Genomic DNA, 25,579 nt, shown 5'->3' with positions numbered 1-25,579 from the left:
ACCGCCAACACCTTCCTCGACACCCTCGCCCACCACCGCCACACCACCCACCAACCCGCCCACTCCCTCGCCTGGGGCCTATGGGCCACCACCAGCGAACTCACCAAACACCTCGACACCACCAACCACCAACGCATCAACCGCTCCGGCATCAACCCCCTCACCGACCACCAAGCACTCACCCTCCTCGACACCGCCCACACCACACCCCACCCCCACCTCATCCCCATCCACCTCAACCCCACAACCCTCCACCAACAAGCCACCACCAACACCCTCCCCCCACTCCTCCGCAAACTCATCACCACCCCACCCCGAACAACCACCACCCCCACCACCACACCCCCCACCATCCACCACAAACTCGCCGGACTCACCACCACCCAACGCACCACCACACTCCTCAACCTCGTACGCACCCACGCCGCAGCCGTCCTCGGCCACCCACACCCCGAAGCCATCGACAAAGACCGCGCCTTCACCGAAACCGGATTCGACTCCCTCACCGCAGTCGAACTCCGCAACCGACTCACCACAACCACCGGACTACGCCTCCCCTCCACCCTCCTCTTCGACCACCCCACCCCCACCACCCTCACCCACCACCTCCACACAGAGCTCTTTCCGGAGTCCGCGAGCCCTGCCGTATTGGTGCTCGACCAGCTCGACACGTTGGAAGAAGCCGCGACATCGCTGAGCGCGGAAGAAGACCGGACGACGGTGAAAATCCGGCTTCAAGGAATCCTCTCAAAATTGGCCGGCCATCAGAAAGACGCTCACGTCAGTGCCGTGTCCGAAAAGATCCTCGCGGCGTCTGCCTCCGAGGTTCTGGAATTCATCGACAAGCAACTCGGTCGAACCACCAGCTGATCCCGAAGAGCAACTGACACCCGGAGTGGGGTTGATTTCCGATGGCGGATGAAGAAAAGCTCGTCGAGTATCTCAAGTGGGTGACGGCTGATCTGCATGAGACTCGGCAGCGCCTTGCGCGGGCAGAGTCGACGCAACAGGAACCGATCGCTGTCGTGGGGATGGCCTGCCGCTTCCCCGGGGGAGCGGCGTCTCCGGAGGCCTTGTGGGACCTGGTCGCGGCGGGCACCGACGCGGTCGCGAGGTTCCCGACCGACCGTGGCTGGGATCTGGAAGCACTGTACGACCCGGACCCTGACAACCCCGGCACGCTGTACGTCCGCGAGGGCGGATTCCTGCATGACGCGGGCGATTTCGATGCGGGTTTCTTCGGGATCTCACCGCGCGAAGCCCTGGCGATGGACCCGCAGCAACGGCTACTCCTTGAAACCACCTGGGAGGCGATCGAACGAGCCGGAATCGACCCGGTCTCACTCAAGAACAGTGCTACCGGTGTTTTCACGGGAGTCATTTACCACGATTATGCCGCATTGCTGGAGACCATTCCGGAAGCCCTCAAGGGCTATGTGGGCAACGGAACCGCCGGCAGTGTCGCTTCCGGCCGGCTGTCGTACACCCTCGGTCTCGAAGGTCCAGCCGTCACCATCGATACCGCCTGCTCGTCCTCCCTGGTCGCGGTGCATCTGGCCTGTCAGGCGTTGCGGTCCGGGGAGTGCTCCATGGCCCTGGCCGGTGGCGTGACGGTGATGTCCACTCCTTTTGGATTGGTGGAGTTCAGTCGGCAGCGGGGCCTGTCTCCCGATGGGCGGTGCAAGGCGTTCGCCGCCTGCGCGGATGGGACTGGTTGGTCCGAGGGCGCCGGCATGCTGCTGCTGGAGCCGCTGTCCCAGGCACAACGCCACGGACACCCCGTCCTCGCCCTCGTGCGCGGCAGCGCGGTCAATCAGGACGGCGCCAGCAACGGACTCACCGCCCCCAACGGCCCCTCCCAGCAACGCGTCATCCACCAAGCCCTCACCAACGCCGCACTCACCCCAGCCGACATCGACGCCGTCGAAGCCCACGGCACCGGCACCACCCTCGGCGACCCCATCGAAGCCCAAGCCCTCCTCGCCACCTACGGCCACAACCGGCCCACCCAAAACCCCCTGTGGCTCGGATCACTGAAGTCCAACATCGGCCACACCCAAGCCGCCGCAGGCGTAGCCGGCGTCATCAAAATGATCATGGCTTTACGGTATGAATCCCTGCCTCAGACGCTGCACGTCGACGCGCCCACACCGCACGTCGACTGGTCCGCCGGGGCCGTATCGCTTCTCACTAAGGCGCGGTCGTGGCCGCGAGCCGACCGCCCCCGCCGGGCCGGGATCTCCTCGTTCGGCATCAGCGGCACCAACGCCCACCTCATCCTCGAAGATGCCCCCGCACCGGCTCAGCCGAGCGCCGAAGAACCTGCCGACCGGCGGAGCGGGGGGCCCGAGTCGGCCACCGCCCGAGACCCGGAGCCCGTGCTGCGGCCCGTGGTGGTGCCCTGGCTGCTCTCCGGGCGGGGGGAGAACGCGGTACGCGAGCAGGCGGCCCGAGTGCGAGCGCACCTGCGAACCAACCCCGAGCTGGAGCCGATCGACGTCGGCTGGTCACTGGCCACGACCCGCACCCAGTTCAACCACCGCGGCGTGGTCCTCGGCCACCACCGCGGGGAACTCCTCGACGGGCTCCACTCATTGGCGTCCGACGAACCAGCCGCAAAGGTCATCACGGGAACCGTCGGCCCAGTCGGCAAAACCGTCTTCGTCTTCCCCGGCCAGGGCTCCCAGTGGGCAGGCATGGCGGCCGACCTCCTGGACACCTCACCCGTCTTCGCCCAGCAGATCGCTGCCTGCGAACAGGCGCTGGCCCCGCATGTGGACTGGTCACTGACCGACGTCCTACGGCAGACCGTCGGCGCTCCCCCGTTGGAACGCGTCGACGTCGTACAGCCGGTGTTGTTCGCCGTCATGGTGGGTCTGGCGCGGATGTGGCAGGCCTGCGGCATCCAGCCCGACGCCGTCATCGGCCACAGCCAGGGCGAGATCGCCGCCGCCCACATCGCCGGAGCCCTGACCCTGGCCGACGCCGCCGCGGTGGTCGCCCTCCGCAGCCAGGCCCTGGCCCGGTTGGCCGGGAACGGCGCGATGGCCTCCCTGACCCTGCCGGTGGAAGAGGCCGAGGAACACCTCACCAACTGGCCGGGGCGGCTGTCGATCGCCGCCATCAACGGCCCCCGTAACGTCATCGTCTCGGGCGACCCCGAAGCGGTGGAGGAACTTCTGGCCGCCTGTGCCGAGCGGGCCGTCCGGGCCCGGCGTGTCCCCGTGGACTACGCCTCCCACAGCCCCCAGGTCGAAGCGGTCGAGACCGACATCCGTGACAGCCAGGCCTCCCTCACCCCGGCCGCGCCCACCATCCCGCTGCTTTCCACCGTGACCGGCCAGTGGATCACCGAGCCCGTCATGGACGCCGCCTACTGGTACGACAACCTGCGCCAACCCGTCCGCTTCGACGACGCGCTGCGCACCCTCAACGCGGCAGGCCACCGCGGCTACGTCGAGGTCAGCCCCCACCCCGTTCTCACGCACGCGGTCCATGACATCCTCACGGCCGCGACCGCTTCCGACGCTGCCTTTCGTTCCGGTGCTGACGCCGCTGACCCTCTTGTCGTCGGCACCCTGTGGCGTGACGAGGAGGGGCCGAGCCGCTTCCTGACGTCGGTCGCCGAGGCGTACGCGCACGGGCTGCCCGTAGCGTGGAGCCGCCTCTTCAGCGGGGCTGGTGGGCGGCGGGTGGAGCTGCCCACCTATCCGTTCCAGCGTGAGCGGTACTGGCTGGCGGGGGCCGATCCCCTCCCGGGGGCGGATTCGGTGCCGACCGTGACCGAGAACGGGGCGAAGGCCCGGTTCTGGGACGCGGTCGAACGGCAGGACCTGGCCGCTGTCGCCGAGGTCCTGTCCTTGGAGGACGCCGGGCAGCGGTCCAGCCTCGACGCCGTACTGCCCGTGCTGTCCGCATGGCACCGGCAGCAGCGGGAGCGGTCCGCCATCGACGCCTGGCGCTACGACGTCACCTGGAAGCTCCTGCCCACGCCCACCGCGCCCGCCTCCGCCGCGGTGGGCGCTCCCGCGGCCGATGGCAGTTGGCTGGTGATCGTCCCCGCGGGCCAAGCCGACGGTGAGGCGGTGACCGGCTGCCTTCAGGCGTTGGACGGTGTCGGCGCCGCTACGCGCGTGGTGCGGGTCGACGCGGGTGCCGTCGACCGGGAGACGCTGGCCGAGCAGCTACGGGCCGTGGCCGCCGAACAGGCCGTCGCCGGGGTGCTCTCCCTGCTCGCGGTGGCGGAAAGCCCCTCTTCCGTCGAGCCGGTCATGTCTGTGGGAACGGCCGCCACCCTCGCTCTGGTCCAGGCTCTGGGCGATGCCCATGTCGCCGGTCGTCTGTGGTGCGTGACCACCAGCGCCGTGTCCACCGACCCCACCGACGCCCTCGCGCACCCCGACCAGGCCATGACCTGGGGCCTGGGCCGCGTCGTAGCGCTGGAGCATCCCGACCGCTGGGGCGGCCTCATCGACCTGCCCACCGCCGCCTGCCCGCTCCCCTATCTCAGCGCCGCCCTCCACCATGCCACCACCGGCGTCAGCGCCACCCGCGCGTGGAGCGACGAGGACCAACTGGCCGTACGAGCTCACGGTGTCCTCGCCGCCCGGCTGACCCGCGCCCCGCTGCCCACCGAGCCGGCGCCTCGGCCCTGGCGCCCGGAGGGCACCGTCCTTATCACCGGCGGCACCGGCGCCCTCGGCTCCCATGTCGCCCGCCAGCTCGCCGCCAACGGCGCCTCCCACCTGCTGCTGGCCAGCCGTCGTGGCCCCGACGCCCCGGGTGCCGACGCACTCCGCACCGAACTCACCGGCCTCGGTGCCCAGGTCACCATCGCCGCCTGCGACACCACCGACCGCCAGGCCCTCAGTCGGCTCCTCGCGGCCATCCCCACCGAACACCCCCTCACGGCGGTCATCCACACCGCGGGAGTGGGGAGTTACGCGTCGGTGGCCACGACCACGGTCGAGGACCTCGCCGATGTCGCCCGGCCCAAGGCCCGGGCGGCCTGGCATCTCCACGAGCTCACGCGGGACATGCCGTTGTCGGCCTTCGTCCTGTTCTCCTCCGGAGCGGGGGTGTGGGGCGGGGGCGACCAGAGCGGATACGCCGCCGCGAACGCCTTCCTGGACGCGCTGGCACACCATCGGCGCGGCATCGGGCTGACCGCCACGTCCATCGCCTGGGGTGCCTGGGCGGGCACCGGCATGGCGGCGGAGGCGGTATCCACCGAGCGGTTGTCCCGCCGGGGGGTGCGGGCGATGGACACGCGGCTGGCCATTGCCGCCCTGCAACAGGCGCTCGACCACGATGAGACGTTCCTGACGGTCACCGACATGGACTGGCGGCGCTTCTCCGAATCGTTCACCGCCGTCCGCCCCAGCCGGCTGATCGCCGACATCCCCGAGGTCATCGACGCGGGGCGGGCCGGGAACGGCCAGGCGGGCGCCGAGGACAGCGACGCACCGGCCCGGCTCCGGCACAAGCTGGCCGCACTGGCCGCCGCTGAGCAGGCCGAAGCACTGCTTGACCTGGTCCGCACGCACGCCGCGGCCGCCCTCGGCCACGCGTCCCATGAAGCGATCGCCCCCGAACAGGGGTTCCTGGAAGCGGGCTTTGACTCGCTGACGGCCCTGGACCTGTGCAAGCGGCTGGCGAAGGACACCGGCCTGCGCCTGCCCGCCACCCTGCTGTTCGACCATTCCTGTCCCTCGGCGATGGCCCAGCATCTGCGGACCACACTGAACGTTCCCGGCCAGCGGGCTGCGCCAGGCGGCGAGGACACGGCCAACGGCGGCACGGGACCGGCGCCCGCCGTGGAGGGCGAAACGGCCAACGGAACATCGTCCCCGAAGGCCCCGGAATCCACGGAAGCCCCGGACATCGGACCGCACTCGTTGGCCTCGCTGTTCCGCCGCGCGCACGACCTCAACGAGGTCCCACGCGGCATGCAGCTCATGCGGGCCGCGTCCTACTTCCGCCCCGGATTCAGCTCGGTGGCGGAGATGGGACCGGCGCCCCGCCCGTTGCGGCTGGCGCGCGGAGCGGTGCGGCCGAGCCTGTTCTGCCTGCCCACCGTGGCCGCCGTGGCGAGCCCCAACCAGTACGCGCGATTCGCGTCGTACTTCCGTGGCGTACGGGACATGTGGTTCCTTCCCCTGCCCGGATTCACCACGGGCGAGAGCACCCCGGCGTCCATGGAGGCGCTGCTGGATTTCGAGGCTCAGATGACGCTGGAGTGCGCCGGCGACGCGCCGTTCGTCATCGTCGGGCACTCCGGTGGCGGATTGGTCGCGCACGCGCTCGCCAGTCACCTCGAAGCCAAGGGGACGCCGCCGGTCGCTGTGGTGCTGATCGACACCTACACGTACGGAAGCGCGAACATCGTGCCCGTCGCCCGCGAGCTCGCCAACGGCATGTTCGAGACGGAGCGGGTCTACGGACTCCGCATGGACGACGTGCGGCTGACCGCGATGGGCTGCTATCTGCGGCTCTTCTCGAACTACGCGCCACAGGAAATCTCGGCGCCCACCTTGTGCCTCCGCGGTGTCGACCGGGTCGCCGACGAGATGTCGGACACCTCGACGGGCGAGGAGTGGCGGCCCTCCTGGGAACTGCCGCACATCGCCATGGATGTCGCCGGTGATCACTTCACCATCATGCAGGAACACGCCGTCGCCACCGCCGAGTCGGTGGACTGCTGGCTCGACGCCACGTTCTGAGCACGGAAGCGGCCGACAACACGGAACCGTGCCCGATTACCGAAAGGAAGAGTATGAGCAGCAGTCACCAGGCTCCCGTTCCGGACGCGGACGGCACAAGGGACCCGGCGCCTTCGCCGGCCCTGCCCGCACAGACGAGAACACGACAGGACTCCGACCCGTCACCCACTGCCCCGCGCCGTCGCGCACGGCGTTTCCCGCCCGTGATGATCTGGGCGTGCCTGGGCGTGTTCTTCCTCGCGTTGCAGACGTACGTCCTGGCCAGTTGGGTGGCCGATGGCGTGAGCATCGACAAGGCGGACGTCGATCACGAGTTCAGCACCACCCGGCAGGTGATCGGGTTGGTGGTGCCGTTCGCCACGGTAGTGCCTGTCCTGCTTCTCACCCGCCAGTATCTGCGGGACTCCCGCGCTCAGGGGCGGGCGACCTTCGATCTGCTGCTGGTCGGTGGCTGTGTGCTCAGCGCCTGGCAGGACCCGTTGGTGAACTGGTTCGATCCGGTGGTCACCGTGAACACCAACCAGTTCCTGGCGTCGAGTTCCTGGGGGCCGTATGTTCCCGGCTGGCAGGGGCCGGGGCCGCATCAGCAGGCGGAGATGCCGGTGCACGCGTTCGTCGCCGGGATGGGGACCGTGATCGCGGCCATCGCGGTGGGCGCCGGCGTGCAGTGGCTGGCCAACCGCCGGCCCGAGATCCGCAGGATCTGGCTGATGGGGTTCGCCTTCTTGCTGGGAGTGACGCTGACCGCCACCTCGGAGTCGTTCTTTCCTCTGATGGGCTTCTTCATCTGGTCGGGCGCCACCCCGGAGCTCACGCTCTTCAGCGGCCACTGGTACCAGTTCCCGGTGTACGAACTCGTTGTGGCGGGCGCCTATTTCGCCACCCTGGCCATGCTCCGCTTCTCTGTGAACGAGCGAGGCGAAAGGCTGATGGAGCGAGGGGTCAACGACCTGTCCTGGCGGAACAGCACCTGGCTCCGACTGCTGGCGGTGGCCGGAGCCACCAATGTGGCCTACTTCGCGTACGTGGTCGGGCACGTGCTGTTCGCCTGGAACCACGGCGCTCCCCCCGACGACCTGCCCGACTTCTTCCGCCCCGCCGCCGCGTACTGACAAACGACCCCGCCGCCGACAGGGCCGGGGCGGGGTCTGAGAACCAGCGGACGAAGACCTCACTCGTGAGCTGCGCGCCGAAGAAGCCGGGCTTCTTCTGGAGCCACCAGAAGGCGCCTGACGTGGGCTGACGCCCGTCAGGCGTCTTCTGCTCGATCAGGCCACAGTGCGGCCCGGAAGCAGCGGAGCCGCTGCTCTGACCAGTTTGCTGACGATGCGTCGGCCGTTCTGATGCGAAGATGGTCGCAGGCCCGGGAGGCGGCACCTCGCGCCGCCGGTTCACTCGATGCCAGTGCGCGGTGAACCGGGTTTTCAGTAGTCGATACGGTCGGATTTGGCCAGCCACGCGTCGAACGGCGCCGTACGGTTCGGCAGGTCCAGTTGCTCGACCGACGTCGGCCACATCGACTGGGGCTTCTTTTCAAACAGGTCGTAGAACTTGCGGTCGTCGAAACCGGCCACCGCGGCATCATGCCGATCGGCGGAGTAGACGATCCGGTCGACTCGCGCCCACAGCGCGGAGGAAAGGCACATCGGACACGGCTCACACGAGGTGATCAGGACACAGCCCTCAAGCGAGAAGGTGTCCAGTTGTTTACAGGCGGCACGCATCGCGCTCACCTCGGCGTGCGCCATCGGGTCCAGGGTCGCGGTGACCTGGTTGTTCCCGATCGCGACAACCTCGCCGTCCTTGGCGACCAGTGCGCCGAACGGGCCACCGCCGTTCGCCACGTTCTTCGTGGCCAACCTGATCGCCTCGTCCATCCAGGCGCGCTCAAGCTCCTGGACGCTCGTTTCTTGGGTGTGCGCGGTCATGGTGACTCTCCTCTTTCGGAGATGGTGGGGGCTCCCCGGATGCTCTGCCCGTGCGGAACACCGCACCCGGGACAACAAGTGGGGCCGCGCGGGCGCCGCCTTGAGACCAGTGTTATCGGCGACACGCGCGGGAGATCATCGCGGCTCGACGCCGCAAATGTGCTCCGGTGCGACCGGGGTGTGGGTCAGGTTCAATCCCGTCGCATCGCGGATGGCGTTCACGACCGCCGGGGTGGCGGAAATGGTGGGCGGTTCGCCGACACCACGCACACCGTACGGCGCGTTCGGGTCATCCCTTTCGATCACATCCACTGTCATCGGCGGCATGTCCACAATGGTCGGGATCAGGTAGTCGGTGAACGACGGGTTGAGGATCTGGCCGTCCTTGACGTGGATCTCCTCCATCACGGCAAGGCCGAGCCCCTGTGCGGAACCACCGTGGATCTGCCCGACGACGGCGTCCGGGTTGATCGCCTTGCCGACGTCCTGCGCACAGTCCAACCGCACCACTTTGACCAGGCCCAACTCGGTGTCCACGTCCACCACCGCCCGGTGCGCGGAGAACGCGTGCTGGACGTGCACCCGCTGGCTCTGTCCGGTCACCGGGTCCATCTCGTATGTCCGCAGGTGGTGGTATTCCCTGGTTTCCTCGATCACGTCATCGCCGAGTACGTCGACGAGATCAGCGAGGACGCCGGTGACTTGGGAGACAACCTTGCCACCGGTGAGCGACAAGTCCACGGGGTTCTCACCGAACCGCTGGGCGACCCGGTCGAAGAGCACCTCGCGGACGGCTTCACACGCGTTCTTGACGGCACCGCCGGTGATGTAGGTCTGCCGGGAAGCCGAGCTCGACCCCGCGTCGCCGACGTTGGTGTCGTTCGGGTGGATGTTCACCCGCTCCACGCCGAGTTCGCTGCGGGCGATCTGCTGCTGCACGGTGACCAGGCCCTGCCCGACCTCGGCCGCCGCGGTGTGCACCATCGCGATCGGTACGCCCCCGATGACCTGCAACCGCACCCGTGCCGTGGAGTAGTCGTCGGCGCCTTCCGCGTAGGAGACGTTCTTGATGATCACGCTGTAGCCGACGCCTCGAACAACGCCTTCGCCGTGCGTGGTGTTGGACGCACCACCCGGCATGTCCCGGACGTCCACCGGTTCTGTCCGGTTTTCCGGTGGTAGTGGGAGCTTTCTCAGCCGTTCCAGCAGCTCGGCGACCGGCGCGGGGTAATCCAGCACCTGACCGGTGTGCATGGTCGAGCCCTCGTCGATGGCGTTGAGCTGACGCAGCCGCACCGGGTCCATGTCCAACGCCTTGGCGAGTTTGTCCATTTGGGACTCGTAGGCGTATGCGGGCTGCACGGCGCCAAGGCCACGCATCGCGCCGCACGGCGGGTTGTTCGTGTACAGGCCCCAACCCTCGACCTTGACGTTGGGGACCTCGTACGGCCCGATGCCCAACGAGGTGGCGTTGCTGACCACGACCGGAGTCTTGGAGGCATACGCGCCGCCGTCGAAATACATCTTCGCCTTGACGTAGACGAGCTTGCCCTCCTTGGTCGCGCCGTGCTCGTAGTACATCTTCGCCGGGTGCCGGTGCACGTGGCCGTAGAAGGACTCTTCCCTGCTGTAGACCATCTTCACCGGCTTGCCGGTGTGCAGCGCCAGCATGCAGGAGTGGATCTGCATGGACAGGTCCTCGCGGCCACCGAAGGCACCGCCGACACCGGACATGGTGAAGCGCACCTTCTCGACCGGGAGCCCGAGCGCCCGCGCCGTCTGCTTCTGGTCCACGTGCAGCCACTGGGTGGCGATGAACAGGTCGACTCCGCCGTCCTCGGCCGGGATGGCCAAACCGGACTCCGGCCCGAGGAACGCCTGATCCTGCATGCCCACGGTGTACACATCGGACACCACGACGTCGGCCTTTGCTTCCAGATCACCCCTGGTGATCGGCTGATAGTGCACCACGTTGCCCCTGGGGTGCAGCTTGGGCAACGTGTCGTCGTGCGCGGCCCGCTCCGGGTCGGTGATCGGCTCGAATACCGCGTAGTCGACCACGATCTTTTCCAGCGCGCGCCGGGCCGCCTCCGGGTGATCGGCGGCTACCAGGGCAACCGGCTCTCCCTGGTAGCGCACGATGTCCCCGGCAAGTACCGGCGTATCGGCGATCTTGAGGCCGTAGATGTTCTCGCCGGGGATGTCCTCGTGGGTCAGCACCGCGTACACACCGGGGTGCTTGAGCGCGGGACCGATGTCGATCGAGTTGATCCGCGCATAGGGGTGCGGGCTGCGCAGTGTCGCGCCCCAGAGCATGTCCTCCGCCCACAGATCCGAGGAGTAGGCGTACTCCCCGCGTACCTTGAGCGTTCCGTCCGGCCGCAGCGGGCTGTCGCCGATCCCACCGGTGATCAACTCACTGAGTTCCTGCGGGGTGCGGGCGGGAGAAGTCTGATTGGTCATCGGGAAGCCTTCACTGTCCAGTTACTCGGCCGGAGTTGGGACCAGGGGGGTCGGGCCGAGTGAGGCGTTTCCGGATGCTGGGCCTTTGCGTCCAGCGCTACCGCCCATGTGGCGGGTCGGAGGAAGTCCACGGCACACATCCCTTGCTTCGTTGCCACTTGTTGAGGAGTACACAGCCAGCCGACCGGAGTCAGCCAGGGGTGGAAGACATGAAAACTCCGCAGGCTGAGACCGGGTCTTCGTAGACTTCTACGAGAGTCATCCCCGAGTCGAACCCGGCCATCAGAGCTGGGTGTTGGGACTGGGGGGCTGTCGGGCCTGCCCGTGCAAGCACTGCTGGGCGCTGGCTGAGCATGCCGGGCATGACACCCGATGGGCTGTGCAGCACCTGCCGGTGCGGGCCACGTGGGACGGCGACGGGGTCCGCGGCGATGTGCGACTACGGCGTCGAGCAGCTTGGCGTGGACGACGCGGTGCTGGGTTGTGGACAAAACCAGCTATATCAGGGGCTGTATCAGGAAGGGCAACAGGGCGGCACGGTGGCCTGCTCTCCCGCCGGCAGCCCGTGCGGGTCCGCGTTGCCGTCGCGCGCAGCGGTGCCGCCGTTGGCTGTGAGGCCCTCGGAGCGGCAGGAGGAAGCAGCGAAGTGAGGCCGTCCTCGCGGGTTTTGCGTCTGTCCCCGCACGAGTTGCCGCGCCTCGGGTCCCGTGAGCCAGAATGTCGGCGTGATGGGGCACTTTCCCAACGAGACGACCAGCTTCATAGGGCGGCGCGCTGAGCTGGCCCGGCTGGACAGCGCGCTCACCGAGCACCGGCTGGTGACCTTGACCGGCACGGGGGGAGTCGGCAAGACGCGGGTCGCCCTGCGAGCCGCCTCGCGGTCCCTCCCGCGCCATCCGCACGGGGTGTGGTGGGCCGACCTGTCCGCTCTGGACAACGACCGGCTGCTGGTCGCGACGGTCGCTGACGCCGTCGACTTCGCCGACCACACCCCCCGGATGCCGGTGGACGCGCTGTGCGAGTGGCTTGCCGAGAAGTCCCTGCTGCTGGTGCTGGACTCGTGCGAGCACCTGATCGACGCGTGCCGCCACCTGGTGGGCGATCTGCTGACGACCGCTCCCGAGCTGACCGTGCTGGCCACGAGCAGGCAGTCGCTGCAACTGGCCACTGAACACCGCATCGACATCGAGCCGATGCCCGCCACCGGGGACGACGCGCTGTCGCTGTTCACGCAGCGGGCGGCGGACACGGCGTCCGGGGACACGGTCAGCCTTCCCCGCGCGGCTGCCGCCACCGAGATCTGCCGCCAGGTCGAAGGCATCCCGCTCGCGCTCGAACTCGCCGCCGCACAATCCAGGCACACCAGCGCCGAGGACGTGTCCGCGCGGCTGGCCTACCGCTTCGAGGTCCTGGCGAGCTCCGAGCGGGTGTGGCCGCGGCGGCACCAGACGATGCGTACCGCCATCGGCTGGAGCCATGAGCTGTGCGACCCGATGGAACGCCTGCTGTGGGCGCGGCTGACCGTCTTCCGTGGCGCGTTCGACGCCTCGTCCGCCGGCTCGGTGTGCGCGGGCGACGGTCTCCCGGCCGACGAGGTCGGCCCGGCGCTGAGACGCCTGCACGCCAAGTCGGTGATCAGCCACGACGGCGAGGGCTACCGGATGCTGGACACCATCCGGGAGTACGGGAGGATGTGGCTCCGCGCGGCAGGTGAGGGCTGACCGGCGGCGCCCGGCCACGCGGATCGCCCTGCGGCTCGCGCGGCGCGCCGGTGCCGACTGGCTCAGCCGGGCCCAGGCCGGTTGGTGCCGCTGGGCAGGCGATGCGGCGCCACGGGAATTGCCTTCCTGGCCCGTACCGGCGCCGCCTGTGCTTCTCTGCCAGGGAGACCTCGTAGCCGGTGCGTCAGGGAGACCTCGTAGCCGGTGCTGAGGAGGCGGATCGTCGTGACCGCGTTGACGGACCTGGCTTCGGCCGGGGCCCTGGCGGTGGTGCAGACCGCCGGCACGGATGCCTGGACCGCCTTCCGGGACCACCTCGCGCGCTGGTTCGGCCGCGGTGATGAGGATACGGCGCGTACGACCGCCGAGCGGCTGGAGCGGACGGCCACGGATCTTGTCCCTGCCGACGACGCTGACAGGGAGCGGGCCGGAGCCGACGCACGCGCCGCCTGGTTCGCCAGGTTCAGCGACCTGCTGGAGGGCATGGGCGAGAGCGAACGCGACGAGGCGGCACGGCGGTTGCGGACGCTGCTGACCGGGAACGCGCGGCACACCGGTGCCGCCGTGTCCGTGGGCGGCGGCGGTCTCGCCGTCACCGGTGACGTCTCCTTGCGGGCCGAAGGCGGTTCGGTCACCGGCGGCGTCATCAACGGGGGCGCCCACCTGACGGGACCTCAGGGGCCGGCTGCGGCCCGGGGCTGACCGCAACCGGCGTACCCGGCCCGCGTATCGAAGCCCACACCTCGGTCCTCGCCCAGTCCGGCGCGATCGCTGTGGACCGCGTCCATACAATGACGGTCCACGCGCCCGAGGACGCGCGCGGAGCACCGGGCAGCGTGTCCGCTCTGGCAGCCCCTCACCCCACATGCCCTGCATCTGGTCCGCGGCATGGGCTCGGGCCCGGCGCCCTCCCCCGAGGCGACGGCCCGGGTGATGAGCGCCGCGACCGGCGCGGGGCGCTTCCTGCGGGCCCGCGGGCACTACAGCCAGGCGCAGGACGTCTTCGCGGAGGCCCTGGCGGTGAGCCGACGGGTACTGGGCGATGAGCACCGCGACACGGCTGAGCCGGGCACCGGCTCTTGCCGCAACCGGGCGGCATGCGTGACCCGGGCGGTGTCGCGGTCAGGAGGCAGTGCGGCGGTGCGGCGGTGCGGCGGTGCGGCGGTGCGGCGGTGCGGCGGTGCGGCATGGTGGCGGGCGGCTCAGCGGTACGTGCGCAGGGCACGCCGTTCGCCGGTGAAGTGCGCGTGGTCGTTGAACGCGAGCAGGCTGACGCCGGAGCCGCCCACGACGAGGGTGGTGACCGCGGCGTTGACCATGACCCGGTTCAGGGCCACGATGCCCGGCGGTGGTGCGGAGAGCAGGGCGCCGCAGACCGCCGCCAGCACTCCGCCCGATGTCACGACGATCGCGTCACGCCCGGTACCGAGCGCCCCTGCCAGCTCGCCGAGTGCCCCCACGGCGCCCTCGCTGAAGTCACGCCAACCGTCGGTGTCCGTGTCTCCGATCCACGCCTCCAGGGCGCGGTCGAGTACCGCCTGCGTCTCCCGGGAACCGGTCCAGCCGTCATGTGAGGGCGGTCCGTAGCGCTTGATGAGGTCGAGGTGGTCGTACTCGTCCCACCGCGGGTCGGAACGGCACGGCCCGGTGAAGCCTCCGGCGCGCATCAGCAGGTCCGCGGTGTCCCGCTGCCGGGCCAGACTGCCGCACATCACCAGGGGGTCGCGAGGGGCACGCCGGGCGAGCTCGGCACCGACGACGCCCGCCTGCTCACGGCCGGCCTCCGAGAGCACGTCGTAGTCGAGCGCGCCGAAAGACGCCTGTCCGTGACGGACGAGGTGGATGACCGGCATGGGTGCCTTTCTGGTCGTTCTTGGCGGTGCCGCCAGGTGTCCTCGGCGGCACCGCGAGACGCGTGACAGCCCACCATCGGTTACTACTGAGTAACGAGACTAACCCGCCCCTGAGCCATGCTCAATGGCCTCACGCGAGCCGTCATCGGCTCAGCTCAGGCGGGCGTCCTCGCCGGGCTCCCGGCGGCCCGCTCGACCGCTGCGGCGGCCAGCGCCCGGATGATCGGGTGGGGTCGGGTGCCGTCCCCCGCGAGCTCGGGCTGGAACAAGGTGGCGAGGAAGAACGGGTGGTCCGGCAGTTCGGCGATGCGCACCTCGCCCGCCTCGTCGTGGCCGCTGAAGCGCAGTCCGTGCGCACGCAGCACATCCAGGTGGACCGGGCTGGGGCCGTACGAGCAGTGGTAGCGCTCGACGGTCCGCTCAGTTCCCAGGACGCGCTCCGCCAACGAGCCCGTCCGCACGTCGACCGCGCCTTCGTGGCCGACCAGGGAGCATGCCAGCGGGACGATCAGCAGGTCGTCCGCTTCCGGCTGGTTCTCGGCGTGGTCGACACCGGAGAGCCCGCACACATCGCGCGCGAACTCCAGGAGCGCGTGCTGGAAGCCGCCACAGGTGCCCAGGAACGGGATTCCCCGCTCGCGCGCGGTGCGGACCGCCGCGATCGCCCCCGCCTCGCTGCGATACGGGCTGCCGGGCACCAGCCAGATGGCGTCGAACCCGTCGAGGGCCCCGGCGGATTCCGCGTCCTGGGTCGGAATCCAGTACGCGTCCAGTGTCAGCTGGTCACGCTTGACCAGCGCGTCGAGCAGGGCGGGGATGCGGGCGTGGGCCCGGACGCTGGGCGAGCGGTCGCCCACCAGCGCGACGCGGGCTGTCGAGATGTCCAAGGTCTCCGTCATGGGCGACATCCTGACCCGGCCACCCCGTTCAGCACCAACGATGATCCTTGACCCTTCCATTAGCGATACTGATAACCATGGACCCGCACCTTCTCCGTACGTTCGTGGCCGTGGCCCGCTGCGGTTCGTTCTCCGCCGCCGCCCGGGAACTGGGCTACACACAGTCGGCGGTCTCCCAGCACATCGCCGCACTCGAAAGCGACCTGGGAGCGGTCCTGCTGCAACGGCGCCCGGTCGGCCCGACAGCCGTCGGCGTCCGGCTGCTGGAGCACGCCGGGCCTCTGCTGCTGCGACTGGACGCCGCCCGCGCGGACATCGCGCGCCTGACCGCGACACCCGACGCCCGCATCGTCATCGGCGTCTCACCGCTGGCCATGACGTCACAGCTCGCCGGGGAGCTGGCCGCCGTGCGCCAGAGACAACCCCGCTGGGACATGACGGTCCGCGTTCTCAGCCGCGAGGCCATCACACGCGACGTCGCGACCGCGGCCCTGGACCTCGGCCTGGTCGACGGCATGGCCGCCGCCAACGACCCGCTCCACCTCCCCGACGTCGGCCCCCTCACGACGCTGGCCGTCGCTGAGCGACCGCTGGCCGTCGCACTGCCCGTGGGACACCCGCTGGCAGGCCGGGCCGGCGTCCGCCTGGCCGACCTCGCCGACGCCCGGTGGATCGACGCACCCGACACCGCCATCGCTCTCGCGCAGCTGCGCACGGCGAGCGGGACCGACGGCTACCGGGCGTCGCTGCGCTACGACGGAACCGACCTGCGCGGACTCATCACCCTCGCCGCCGCCGGTCACGGACTCGCGCTCTTGCCCCAGCCAACGATCGACAACGCGCCCGGCATCATCGCGGTACCCCTCTCGGCACCACGAGTGATACACCGCACCGAAGCGCTGCACAGCAAGGGACTCGACGGTCCGCCCGCGCTCCTCGCGGCAGCCCTCGCGGCGGCCCACCGAATGACCGAGAGGCACCGCCCGCCACGGGGCCGGACCGCTCCCCCGGCCGGCGGGTAGGCGCGGCGGGTCGCCCCGCCGCGCCCTCTCAGAACCGTACGGGCCGGGCGCCCCGCCTCCGCCGACGACGAGGGCCGGTGCGGCTCAGGCGTCGATGATGACGGGGATGATGAGCGGCTTGCGGCGGTAGGTCCTGAATGCCCAGGCCGCTACGGCGCGGCTGATGAGCTGTTCCAGCTGGTGCGCGTCTCCGACGCCTTCCTTCGCAGCGGTCGCCAGAGTCTTCTCGATGACCGGGATGACCGGCTCGAAGGTGGACTCGTCGTGGACGAATCCACGGGCGAGGAAGTCGGGAGCTTCGGCGAGGGCGCCCGTATTGGCGTCGACGATCGCCACCACCGTGACCACGCCCTCCTCCGAGAGGGTGACGCGGTCCTTCAGGGACGCTTCGGTGGCCCCGCCGACCTCCATGCCGTCCACGTAGACGTACCCCGCGGGCACCTTGCCGGTGACCGACGCACGGCCGTCGACGAGGTCGACGACGACCCCGTCTTCCGCGATGACCACCCGGTCGGGGGCGACGCCGGTCCGGATGGCCAGGTCACCATTGGCCCGCAGATGGCGCCACTCGCCGTGTACGGGCATCACATGCCGCGGCTTGACGATGTTGTAGCAGTACACGAGTTCGCCGGCGCTGGCGTGCCCGGAGACATGCACCTTGGCGTTGCCCTTGTGGACGACGTTCGCGCCCCACCTGGTCAGCCCGTTGATCACCCGGTAGATGGCGCTCTCATTGCCCGGGATCAGGGAGCTGGCGAGCAGGACGGTGTCCCCCTTGCCGATACGGATCATGTGGTCACGGTTGGCCATCCGGGACAGCGCGGCCATCGGCTCGCCCTGAGAACCAGTGCACACCAAGGTGATCTGATGGTCCGGCAGCTTCTCCAGTTCCTTGAGGCCGATCACCAGCCCGGACGGAACCTTCAGATACCCGAGCTCACGGGCGATACCCATGTTGCGGACCATCGACCTGCCCACAAAAGCCACTTTGCGCCCGTGCTGGTGAGCGGCGTCCAGGACTTGCTGGATGCGATGCACATGGCTGGCGAAGCTGGAGACGATCACTCGGCGCGGCGCGGTGCGCAGCACCTGCTCGATCGCGGGGTTCAGCTCGCGTTCGGATGTCGTGAAGCCCGGCACCTCCGCGTTGGTGGAGTCGGTGAGGAACAGATCGACGCCCTCCTCACCGAGGCGGGCGAACGCCCGCAGGTCGGTGATGCGGTCGTCCAGGGGGAACTGGTCCATCTTGAAGTCACCGGTGTGGAGCACCAGCCCGGCACCGGTACGGATCGCGACCGCGAGGCTGTCCGGGATGGAGTGGTTGACTGCCACGAATTCGCAGTCGAAGGGGCCGAACTTGCGCCGGTCACCCTCGCGCACCCTGACGGAGCGTGGCCTGATGCCGTGCTCCTTGAGCTTGGCGTCCAAGAACGCCAGCGTCAGCTTCGAACCGACGACGGGAATGTCGGACCGTTCGCGCAGCAGGTACGGCATGCCGCCGATGTGATCTTCGTGGCCATGTGTCAGCACGACAGCCACGATGTCGTCCAGGCGGTCCCGGATCGAGGTGAAGTCCGGCAGGATCACATCGACCCCGGGCTGGGTCTCTTCCGGGAACAGCACCCCGCAGTCGACGATCAGCAGTTTCCCGGCGTACTCGAAGACGGTCATGTTACGGCCGATTTCACCCAGGCCGCCGAGGGCGACGGTCCTCAGCCCTCCCTTGGGCAGAGGCGGGGCGGCTTTTAGCTCTGGATGCGGATGGCTCATACATTGACGCTACCGGAGAGTGCCCGGGGATACCCTGTTGGCCCCCTTCAGCCGGTTCACGCGTGTCTCGGAGCGAGGTGGGCCGACACCGCCCGAGTGTGGTAGGGGACCCGCGGACGCCGCACCCTGACGCACACGATGGCGCGCCGCCGCCGCCGCTGTCCGCTGACTCCGGCTGGTCTGCCGGAGTCAGCGCCCGGCAGGTGGGCACCCACGCGCACGGCTCGGCCGGGCGCGTGGGCGGGGCTGTGGAGGATCTGCCGGGGTGGGTGCGGGCTGCCGCCGGTCTAGGCGGAGACCTGGAGTTCCAGTTGGTCGTCCGAGGTGAGGATGGCGCGCTGCATGTTCTGGAGGTCCCGGCACGGTTCGAGCCCGAGTTCCTCGTTGAGGGTCTTGCGCGCCGATTGGTACACATGGAGGGCGTCCGCCCGGCGTCCCGAGCGGTAGAGCGCCAGCATGAGCTGACGGTGCAGGGCTTCCCGCAGCGGGTGCTCGGTGGCCAACTGGTACAGGTCGCTGACGAGTTCGCGGTGGCGGCCGAGCATGAGGCGGGAGTCCATCAGCATCTCGACGCACTCCAGGCGGGCCTCGTACAGCCACGTCTGGAAACCTTCGAGGATCGGCCCGCAGCACACGTCGTCCAGCAGCGGTCCGCGCCAGAGGGCGAGCGCGCTTTCGAAGCTGTGCGCGGCCTTCTCGTAGCGGTGCTCCCTGGAGTGGTTCCGGCCCTCGTTGACGAGATGCTCGAAACAGCGGTAGTCGAGCTCGTCGGGCCCCAGCCGCAGGACATACCCCGGGGGGCGCGTGATGACAGGGCTCTGGTCTCGTTCGGGACGGTGCAGGAACTTGCGTATCTGGGAGACGTACACATGCAGTCCGGCGATCACCCGGCGCGGGGGCGCCTCGCCCCAGATCTCCGTGATGAGCTGGTCAATGGGGACCACCTGGTCCGAGCGGACGAGGAGGACGGTGAGCAGAACCTCTATCTTCCGTGCCTTGATGGACGACTTTCCCTCTTCGTCAACTACGCGCAGCGGCCCCATGATCTCATATCGCACGGTTTCTCCCAGTCAACGAAAGGGGCGTCATCACGCTTATGCAGGACGGCGACCTGTCAGTGACCGGAAGAGCGCCGGTCGCATCCTGCCGATAGGTGGCGCGCGGGGGTTTCCAGTTGACTGGCGCTGATACGGGGACGGCGGACTCCTCCGTACCGCACAGCCGGACAGACCGGCCCTTTTCTCTCACCGCTGGTGCCATACACTCACCCCGTCTTCCCCACCTTCACGGCGGATCTGTCGATGGCGCGGACAAAGGACGCCCCTGGTATATCCGCAGCGACTCACCCACGTGCCGAGCGCGTCCGAGTTGCCCGTCTGGAATTCCGTATACCTTCACCCTCAGGGCTTTGTCCCCTGTATGAAAAGATACGCCGCTCTCATCGGCCAGCCAGCCTGGCGTACCCCTGTCCCCCGTTTCCCGGCCCCAGTTGAAATCTGCCGTACCCCTACGGGCGGGCAAGAGCCGACGCTGGGCTTCCGCCGGGATCGGAGCGCTGTCCGCTGCGCCCGGCATGACCGGCCGTGGCGGGAGGAAGCGGCTGCTCAGGGGGCGGGCAGCGGCGGTGCGGCCGGGCTGTGGAGCGCCGTACGGGCGATTGGCCGTACGTACAGGAGTCCGAGGTGCCGGGGCGGTAGGGGTCCGGCGGGGTGGGGTCCGCTCGGCCACCGGGGAGGGCGGGTGGTGGTCGCCGGGGATCACGGGTGGGGTCCGGCCAGCAGTCGCGGAGCGTGCGGCTCGCACTGCCTCCGGGCCGAGCCGGACCGCCGTACGGGACAGCGAGAAGGGACAGCGAGAGGGGCGGCCCCCGACGCCCAGGCGGCCACGGCTGGGGGCGCGCGGCGCGGCCGCCGCCTGGGCGTCGCCGACGGGTGTGCCAGGGCAGTCAGGGCTTGTGTGCGACCAGGATCAGGCAGCCGACGCCGGAGACCACGGGCTGCGCGTCCTTGGCCGAGGCGAGGACCTCTTCCACGGTGGTCCCGTACCGGCGCTCGAACTCCCGCCGGGTCCGGATGACGCCGTCGATCATCCGGTCGACGGTGCCCTTGGTGTTCTCGGTGACATCGGTCAGTTCGTCGAGCTCCAGCCCCGCGTCGGCGATCAGACCGGGCCAGTCGTCGAACCCGAACAGTGAGGTGACGAGCTTGGACTCGTCGGACTCCTGCTGGATGTCGTCGGCTTTGGGCGTCACGTCGGTCAGGACCAGCCGTCCGCCGGGCGCCAGCAGCCGCGTCATCTCCCGCAGCGCGGTCGCCCGGTCCATGTGGTGGATCGATTCGAAGGCCAGCACGGCGTCGAAGGACCCGTCCTCGAAGGGAGTGTCCATGGCGTCGGCGAACTGGAAGGTGACCTGGTCCGACATCCGCTCGACCCTGGCGCGCTCGATGCCCTGGTCGACCTGCTGCTGGCTGACGGTGATGCCCACCACCCGCGCTCCGGTGGAGGACGCCACGCGCAGCGCGGGCTTGCCGATCCCGCAGCCCGCGTCGAGCACCCTGTCGCCGGGGCCTACCCGCAGTCGCTCGATGAGCAGATCGGTGAACCGGTCCGTGGCCACCTGGACCGAGCTCTTGTCGTCGGGCCCGTCCCAGTACCCGAAGTGGAAATTGTCGTCCCATGCCATCTGCACCAGCGGGCCCAGCGAACTGTAGTAGTCGGATACCGAGCCGGCTGGCGGCACGGATGATTGGCCTGTCATGGCACTCCTCTGATGTGCTCGCCTCGGACGTGCTCGGCGATCCGGCCTGCCGTCGAGGGTGCGCACGGGCACACCCGTCGAGCGATGGTCGGCGTCCGCGATAACGGCTGACTAAAGCGACCGGGGGTCGCGGCCCGGGGATCGCGCCGCTGTCTGTCCCGGCGCTCCGGCGCATCCTGTCGCGTACGGCGGACCCGGCCCGTACAGGCGGGCGCTCCTGCCGCTCCGGCCCACGTCGGCGAGGTCTGTCGGCGGTGCGCGCGCCGCCGGGTTGAGGCAAGCAGGGCGTTAGTCGGCCTTTAGGAGAGCCGCTGACAGTGATGGCGCAGACCGTCGTCCGATCATCAGTGGAGTCGAGTATGAGCGCTCGGGAATCAGCCCAGGTCGCGGACGGACAAGGGCGGGGTCACACGCCCTGGCGAAGGCGGGTCCGGAAGGCTCCGCTCAGGGCCGTCAGCGCGGCGCTGACTCTGGTGGTGCTCGGCGTGGCACCGGCGGTCGCCGAACCCGGCGCCCACGATGGGGCGGCGAACGCGGCTGATTCCGGCGCCAAGGGCAATGCCAAAGGCGATACGCCGCACACCGAGGACGCGCGGCCCGCGCCGCCGCAGATGCGCGACCTCGATATCCTGGTCGGCTCTTTCAAGTGCGTCTACACGCCGCCGGGCAGCGACAAGGAAAAGGTCGTCTACACGGACGCCAAGCGTGGTCTCAACGGGCACTACATCTATTCCCACACCACCATCCCGGCGGACAATCTGCACAGTCAGTCCATCTTCGGCTGGAACCCGGTCGACGGGAAATTCATCTCCCAGTTCCACGACGACTGGGGAAGTTCGGGCACCGCGGAATCACCCGGGTGGAAAGACAAGGTCCTGACCTTCACCGGGCCTTTCCTGCTGGTGGACGTGCCCAGCTCCACCGGGCATGCCAAGGGCAGGCAGGCGACCGTACGGGACGATATCAAGTCGCTCGGCCGCGGGCATTACAGCGATGTCCAGACCGTGACCTACCCTGACTTCTCCTTCCAGCTCAGCTACGACTGCCGTCGCCGGTAAGGCTGATAATGGCGAGTAGCGAAGACAAACTCCTCGACTACCTCAAGCGCGTCACGACGGACCTGCGGAAGACTCAACGCCGCTTGAAGGATGTCGAGTCGGCCGCCCAGGAGCCGATCGCGATCGTGGGGATGTCATGCCGGCTCCCCGGCGGCGTACGGTCGCCGGAGGAGCTGTGGGACCTGGTCGCGCAGGGCCGGGACGCCATCACCGGGTTCCCGACCGACCGCAACTGGGACCTGGACGCCCTCTACGACCCCGACCCGGACCACCCGGGCACCTGCTACACGCGTGAGGGCGGCTTCCTCGACGACGTCGCCGGGTTCGACGCGGCGTTCTTCGGCATCAGCCCGCGCGAGGCCCTGGGTATGGCCCCGCAGCAGCGGCTGGCGCTGGAGGCTTCCTGGGAGGCCATCGAGCACGCCGGGATCGACCCGGCGTCGCTGCGGGGCAGCAGGACGGGCACCTTCATCGGCTGCGACCACCTCGACTACTACTCCGACGCCTCCCAGGTCCCCGAGGGCTCCGCCGGGTACTTCACGATCGGCAACACCGCCAGCGTGGTGTCAGGGCGCGTGGCCTACCTCCTCGGCCTGGAAGGCGCCGCGGTGACGGTGGACACCGCGTGCTCCTCGGCCTCGGTCGCCATGCATCTGGCGTGCCAGTCGCTACGGCAGTCCGAATGCACCATGGCGCTGGCCGGTGGTGTCGCCGTGCTGTCGTCGTCGGGCCCCTTCATCGGCTTCGCCGACCTCGGCGCGCTGTCGCCGGACGGCAGGTCCAAGGCGTTCTCCGCGGACGCCGACGGCATGACGATGGCCGAGGGCGTCGGCATCCTGCTCCTGGAGCGGCTGTCCGACGCGCAGCGCGACGGTCACCAGGTGCTCGCGGTGATCCGCGGTTCTGCGATCAACCAGGACGGCACCAGCAACGGGCTGACCGCGCCCAACGGCCCCGCCCAGCAGCGGGTGATCACCCAGGCGCTGGCCGACGCGCGCCTGTCGCCCGCCGAGGTGGACGCGATCGAGGCGCACGGCACGGGCACCGCGCTGGGTGACCCGATCGAGGCGCAGGCGCTGCTGGCCACGTACGGGCAGAGCCGCCCGGAAGGCCGGCCGCTGTGGCTCGGGTCTGTGAAGTCGAATATCGGGCACACCCAGATGGCCGCCGGTGCCGCCGGTGTCATCAAGATGGTCATGGCGATGCGGCACGGGGTGCTCCCTGCCACCCTGCATGTCGGCGAGCCGACCCGTGAGGTGGACTGGGCCTCCGGCGCGGTGGAGTTGCTGACGGAGCGCGCCGAGTGGCCCCGGGACGGGCATCCGCGCCGTGCGGGCGTGTCGTCGTTCGGCATCTCCGGCACCAACGCCCACATGATCCTGGAAGAGGCACCCGAACCACCCGCGCCCGAACCGCCCGTATCCCAGCGGCCCGCCGAGGCGGCGGACGCTCCGGAAGGCGATGTGGTGCCCTGGGTGCTGTCCGGGCGTACCGGGGAGGCACTGCGGGCGCAGGCACGACGGCTGGCGGAGCATCTGACTGCCGCCCCGGGCATGGACCCGCGCGATGTGGGCTGGTCCCTGGCCACCACCCGGTCGGTCTTCGAGCACCGGGCGGTGGCCGTGGGCGACGACCGGGAAGCGCTGCTGGCCGGGGTGGAGGCGCTGGCCGCTGGGCGGGCGCACCCGGACGTGGTGTCACCGGGGACGGCGGCCGTCGGCGCGGGCGGGACGGTCTTCCTGTTCAGCGGACAGGGCAGTCAGCGCCTGGGCATGGGCGCCGGGCTGTACGCGCGGTTCCCGGTGTTCGCCGCGGCCTTCGATGAGGTCTGCGCCCTGCTTGACCCGCACCTGGAACACCCGCTGCGGCAGGTCGTCTTCGAAGGCGTGCCCGGCCGGCGGGGGCTGCTGGACCACACCACGTACACCCAGACGGGCCTGTTCGCCTTGCAGGTCGCCCTGGCGCGGCTGCTCGACTCGTTGGGCGTACGTCCCGACGTGGTGATCGGCCACTCCATCGGCGAGGTCTCCGCCGCCCATGTCGCCGGGGTCTTCGACCTGCCCGATGCCTGCCGTCTGGTCGCCGCCCGCGCCACCCTCATGGGCGGCCTTCCCGGCGGCGGCGCGATGGCAGCGATCGAAGCCGACGCCGGTGAACTGGCCGCCGCCCTGGACCACGACCAGCTGAGCATCGCCGCGCTGAACACCCCCACCAGCACGGTCATCTCCGGTCCCGCCGCCGAGGTCGCCCGCGTCACCGCCGACTGGGCCGCGAAGGGCCGTAAGACCAAGGCGCTGACTGTCAGTCATGCCTTCCACTCCCCGCTGATGCGGCCCATCCTCGACGAGTTCACCGCGGCGATCGGGGATCTGACGTTCCGGTCCCCTGCCATCCCCCTGATCAGCAACCTGACCGGGCTGCCCGCGGACGAGAGCACCGCCACCCCGGGTTACTGGACCGACCACATCGCCCAGCCGGTCCGCTTCCACCCGGCCATCGCGCACGTCGCCGACGACGCGCGGGTCTTCCTCGAACTCGGCCCCGACCCCGTGCTGTCCGCGGCCACCCAGCACACCCTCCAGCACCATGCCCCCGCCGACGGGCGGGACGAGGGTCAGGAGCCGCCGGTGGTAGCCGCGCTGACCGGCAAGCGGCCCGACATGCACGGCTTCGCCCATGCGCTGGCCAGGCTCCACACCACCGGGGTGGACGTGGACTGGGCCGCCCTGTTCGACCGCGGCGGGCGGCACCCGCGCAGCGTCGCGCTACCCACGTACGCGTTCCAGCGGCAGCGATTCTGGCTGGCGGCCCCCCAGCCGCCCGATGGCACCGGCGGTGGCGCTCACGACCCCGCCGAGGAGCGGTTGTGGCACGCCATCGAGGAACTCGACGTCGATGCCCTGACCACCACCCTGCGGCTGGACGATGGCGAGGCCATCGACATTCTGCGCCCCGCGCTGCCGATCCTGGCACGCTGGCGGCGTCAGCACCGGGAACAGGCTCTGCTGGACGCGTGGCGCTACGAGGCCGCTTGGCAGCGGATGCCCGAAGCGACAGCCCCGGCGCTTGGCGGGACCTGGCTGCTGGTGCTGCCCGAGGGCCACGACGAGAACCCGGCGGTGGGCGCCACCGTCCAGGCCCTGCACGACCACGGAGCCGGTTCCCGCCTCCTCGCCGTGCCCGCCGCCGAGGCCGACCGCGAGCTGCTGGCCAGGCACTGTACGCAGGAGGACGACGACGCGGCACCCGCCGGAATCATCAGCCTGCTCGCCCTGGACGAGACGCCGCTGCCGGATCATCCCGCTGTCCCCGCCGGGCTTGCGGCCACGACCGCGCTGCTCCAGGCCCTGGGTGACGTGGGCATCACCGCTCCCCTGTGGTGCCT

Annotated in this window: 14 protein-coding genes and 2 pseudogenes; 9 read left to right on the top strand and 7 right to left on the bottom strand. The window is 69.7% G+C overall.

Annotated elements, in window-relative coordinates; translation table 11 throughout:
* The 3 genes from AC5P1B_RS34990 to AC5P1B_RS34980 form a co-directional block, all read left to right on the top strand.
* The coding region (locus tag AC5P1B_RS34990; RefSeq protein ID WP_493892059.1) for an acyl carrier protein at nt 1-870 on the top strand (870 nt) is incomplete at its 5' end.
* Nucleotides 871-911: 41 nt separating this feature from the next.
* Nucleotides 912-6,722, top strand: coding sequence for a type I polyketide synthase (locus AC5P1B_RS34985; protein WP_493892058.1), 5,811 nt, complete (start codon nt 912-914; stop codon nt 6,720-6,722).
* A 53-nt stretch (nt 6,723-6,775) separates the two neighbouring features.
* Nucleotides 6,776-7,834 (top strand): spirocyclase AveC family protein, encoded by a 1,059-nt coding sequence (locus AC5P1B_RS34980; protein WP_493892057.1) that lies wholly within the window; start codon nt 6,776-6,778, stop codon nt 7,832-7,834.
* Nucleotides 7,835-8,146: 312 nt separating this feature from the next.
* On the opposite strand, the gene AC5P1B_RS34975 is transcribed toward AC5P1B_RS34980, so the two are convergent.
* Both AC5P1B_RS34975 and pucD read right to left on the bottom strand, forming a co-directional pair.
* Nucleotides 8,147-8,650, bottom strand: coding sequence for a nucleoside deaminase (locus tag AC5P1B_RS34975; RefSeq protein WP_493892056.1), 504 nt, complete (start codon nt 8,648-8,650; stop codon nt 8,147-8,149).
* A 135-nt stretch (nt 8,651-8,785) separates the two neighbouring features.
* Nucleotides 8,786-11,113: a xanthine dehydrogenase subunit D gene (pucD, locus tag AC5P1B_RS34970; RefSeq protein WP_493892055.1), complete on the bottom strand. Its 2,328-nt coding sequence runs from the start codon at nt 11,111-11,113 to the stop codon at nt 8,786-8,788.
* 728 nt (nt 11,114-11,841) lie between these two features.
* Between pucD and AC5P1B_RS34965 the strand changes: the two genes are divergently transcribed.
* The 3 genes and pseudogenes from AC5P1B_RS34965 to AC5P1B_RS34955 form a co-directional block, all read left to right on the top strand.
* A complete protein-coding gene (locus AC5P1B_RS34965) occupies nt 11,842-12,834 on the top strand; it encodes an ATP-binding protein (protein WP_493892060.1) in 993 nt (330 codons plus the stop codon).
* Between the two features lie 225 nt (nt 12,835-13,059).
* On the top strand, nt 13,060-13,536 hold the full coding sequence (locus tag AC5P1B_RS34960; RefSeq protein ID WP_493892054.1) for a hypothetical protein: 477 nt from the start codon (nt 13,060-13,062) through the stop codon (nt 13,534-13,536).
* Nucleotides 13,537-13,722: 186 nt separating this feature from the next.
* A pseudogene (locus AC5P1B_RS34955) lies at nt 13,723-13,878 on the top strand (tetratricopeptide repeat protein); the annotation flags it as partial.
* Nucleotides 13,879-14,036: 158 nt separating this feature from the next.
* On the opposite strand, the gene AC5P1B_RS34950 reads toward AC5P1B_RS34955, so the two are convergent.
* Together AC5P1B_RS34950 and AC5P1B_RS34945 are read right to left on the bottom strand one after the other, a co-directional pair.
* Complete coding sequence (locus tag AC5P1B_RS34950) at nt 14,037-14,687, bottom strand: histidine phosphatase family protein (protein ID WP_493892053.1); 651 nt, start codon at nt 14,685-14,687, stop codon at nt 14,037-14,039.
* 155 nt (nt 14,688-14,842) lie between these two features.
* Nucleotides 14,843-15,586: a CTP synthase C-terminal region-related (seleno)protein gene (locus tag AC5P1B_RS34945; protein WP_493892052.1), complete on the bottom strand. Its 744-nt coding sequence runs from the start codon at nt 15,584-15,586 to the stop codon at nt 14,843-14,845.
* Nucleotides 15,587-15,663: 77 nt separating this feature from the next.
* Between AC5P1B_RS34945 and AC5P1B_RS34940 the strand changes: the two genes are divergently transcribed.
* Nucleotides 15,664-16,608, top strand: a complete 945-nt coding sequence (locus tag AC5P1B_RS34940; protein ID WP_493892051.1) for a LysR family transcriptional regulator — start codon at nt 15,664-15,666, stop codon at nt 16,606-16,608.
* 84 nt (nt 16,609-16,692) lie between these two features.
* Here AC5P1B_RS34940 and AC5P1B_RS34935 read toward each other — a convergent pair whose 3' ends face one another.
* The 3 genes from AC5P1B_RS34935 to AC5P1B_RS34925 all read right to left on the bottom strand — a co-directional run bounded on the left by AC5P1B_RS34935 (nt 16,693) and on the right by AC5P1B_RS34925 (nt 21,136).
* Entirely contained in the window at nt 16,693-18,378 is a 1,686-nt protein-coding gene (locus AC5P1B_RS34935; RefSeq protein ID WP_493892050.1) for a ribonuclease J, read from the bottom strand.
* A 287-nt stretch (nt 18,379-18,665) separates the two neighbouring features.
* Nucleotides 18,666-19,436, bottom strand: coding sequence for an AfsR/SARP family transcriptional regulator (locus tag AC5P1B_RS34930; protein WP_493892049.1), 771 nt, complete (start codon nt 19,434-19,436; stop codon nt 18,666-18,668).
* A gap of 887 nt (nt 19,437-20,323) precedes the next feature.
* Nucleotides 20,324-21,136: an SAM-dependent methyltransferase gene (locus tag AC5P1B_RS34925; protein WP_493892048.1), complete on the bottom strand. Its 813-nt coding sequence runs from the start codon at nt 21,134-21,136 to the stop codon at nt 20,324-20,326.
* Between the two features lie 473 nt (nt 21,137-21,609).
* Here AC5P1B_RS34925 and AC5P1B_RS34920 point away from each other — a divergent pair, with 473 nt between their 5' ends.
* Both AC5P1B_RS34920 and AC5P1B_RS34915 read left to right on the top strand, forming a co-directional pair.
* A complete protein-coding gene (locus tag AC5P1B_RS34920; RefSeq protein WP_493892047.1) occupies nt 21,610-22,194 on the top strand; it encodes a hypothetical protein in 585 nt (194 codons plus the stop codon).
* A 29-nt stretch (nt 22,195-22,223) separates the two neighbouring features.
* A pseudogene (locus AC5P1B_RS34915) lies at nt 22,224-25,579 on the top strand (type I polyketide synthase); the annotation flags it as partial.

The sequence above is a fragment of the Streptomyces sp. A01 genome, from assembly GCF_059026195.1.
Note: the sequence above shows the minus strand (reverse complement) of the source record. Positions and strands in the feature narration are given on the sequence as shown.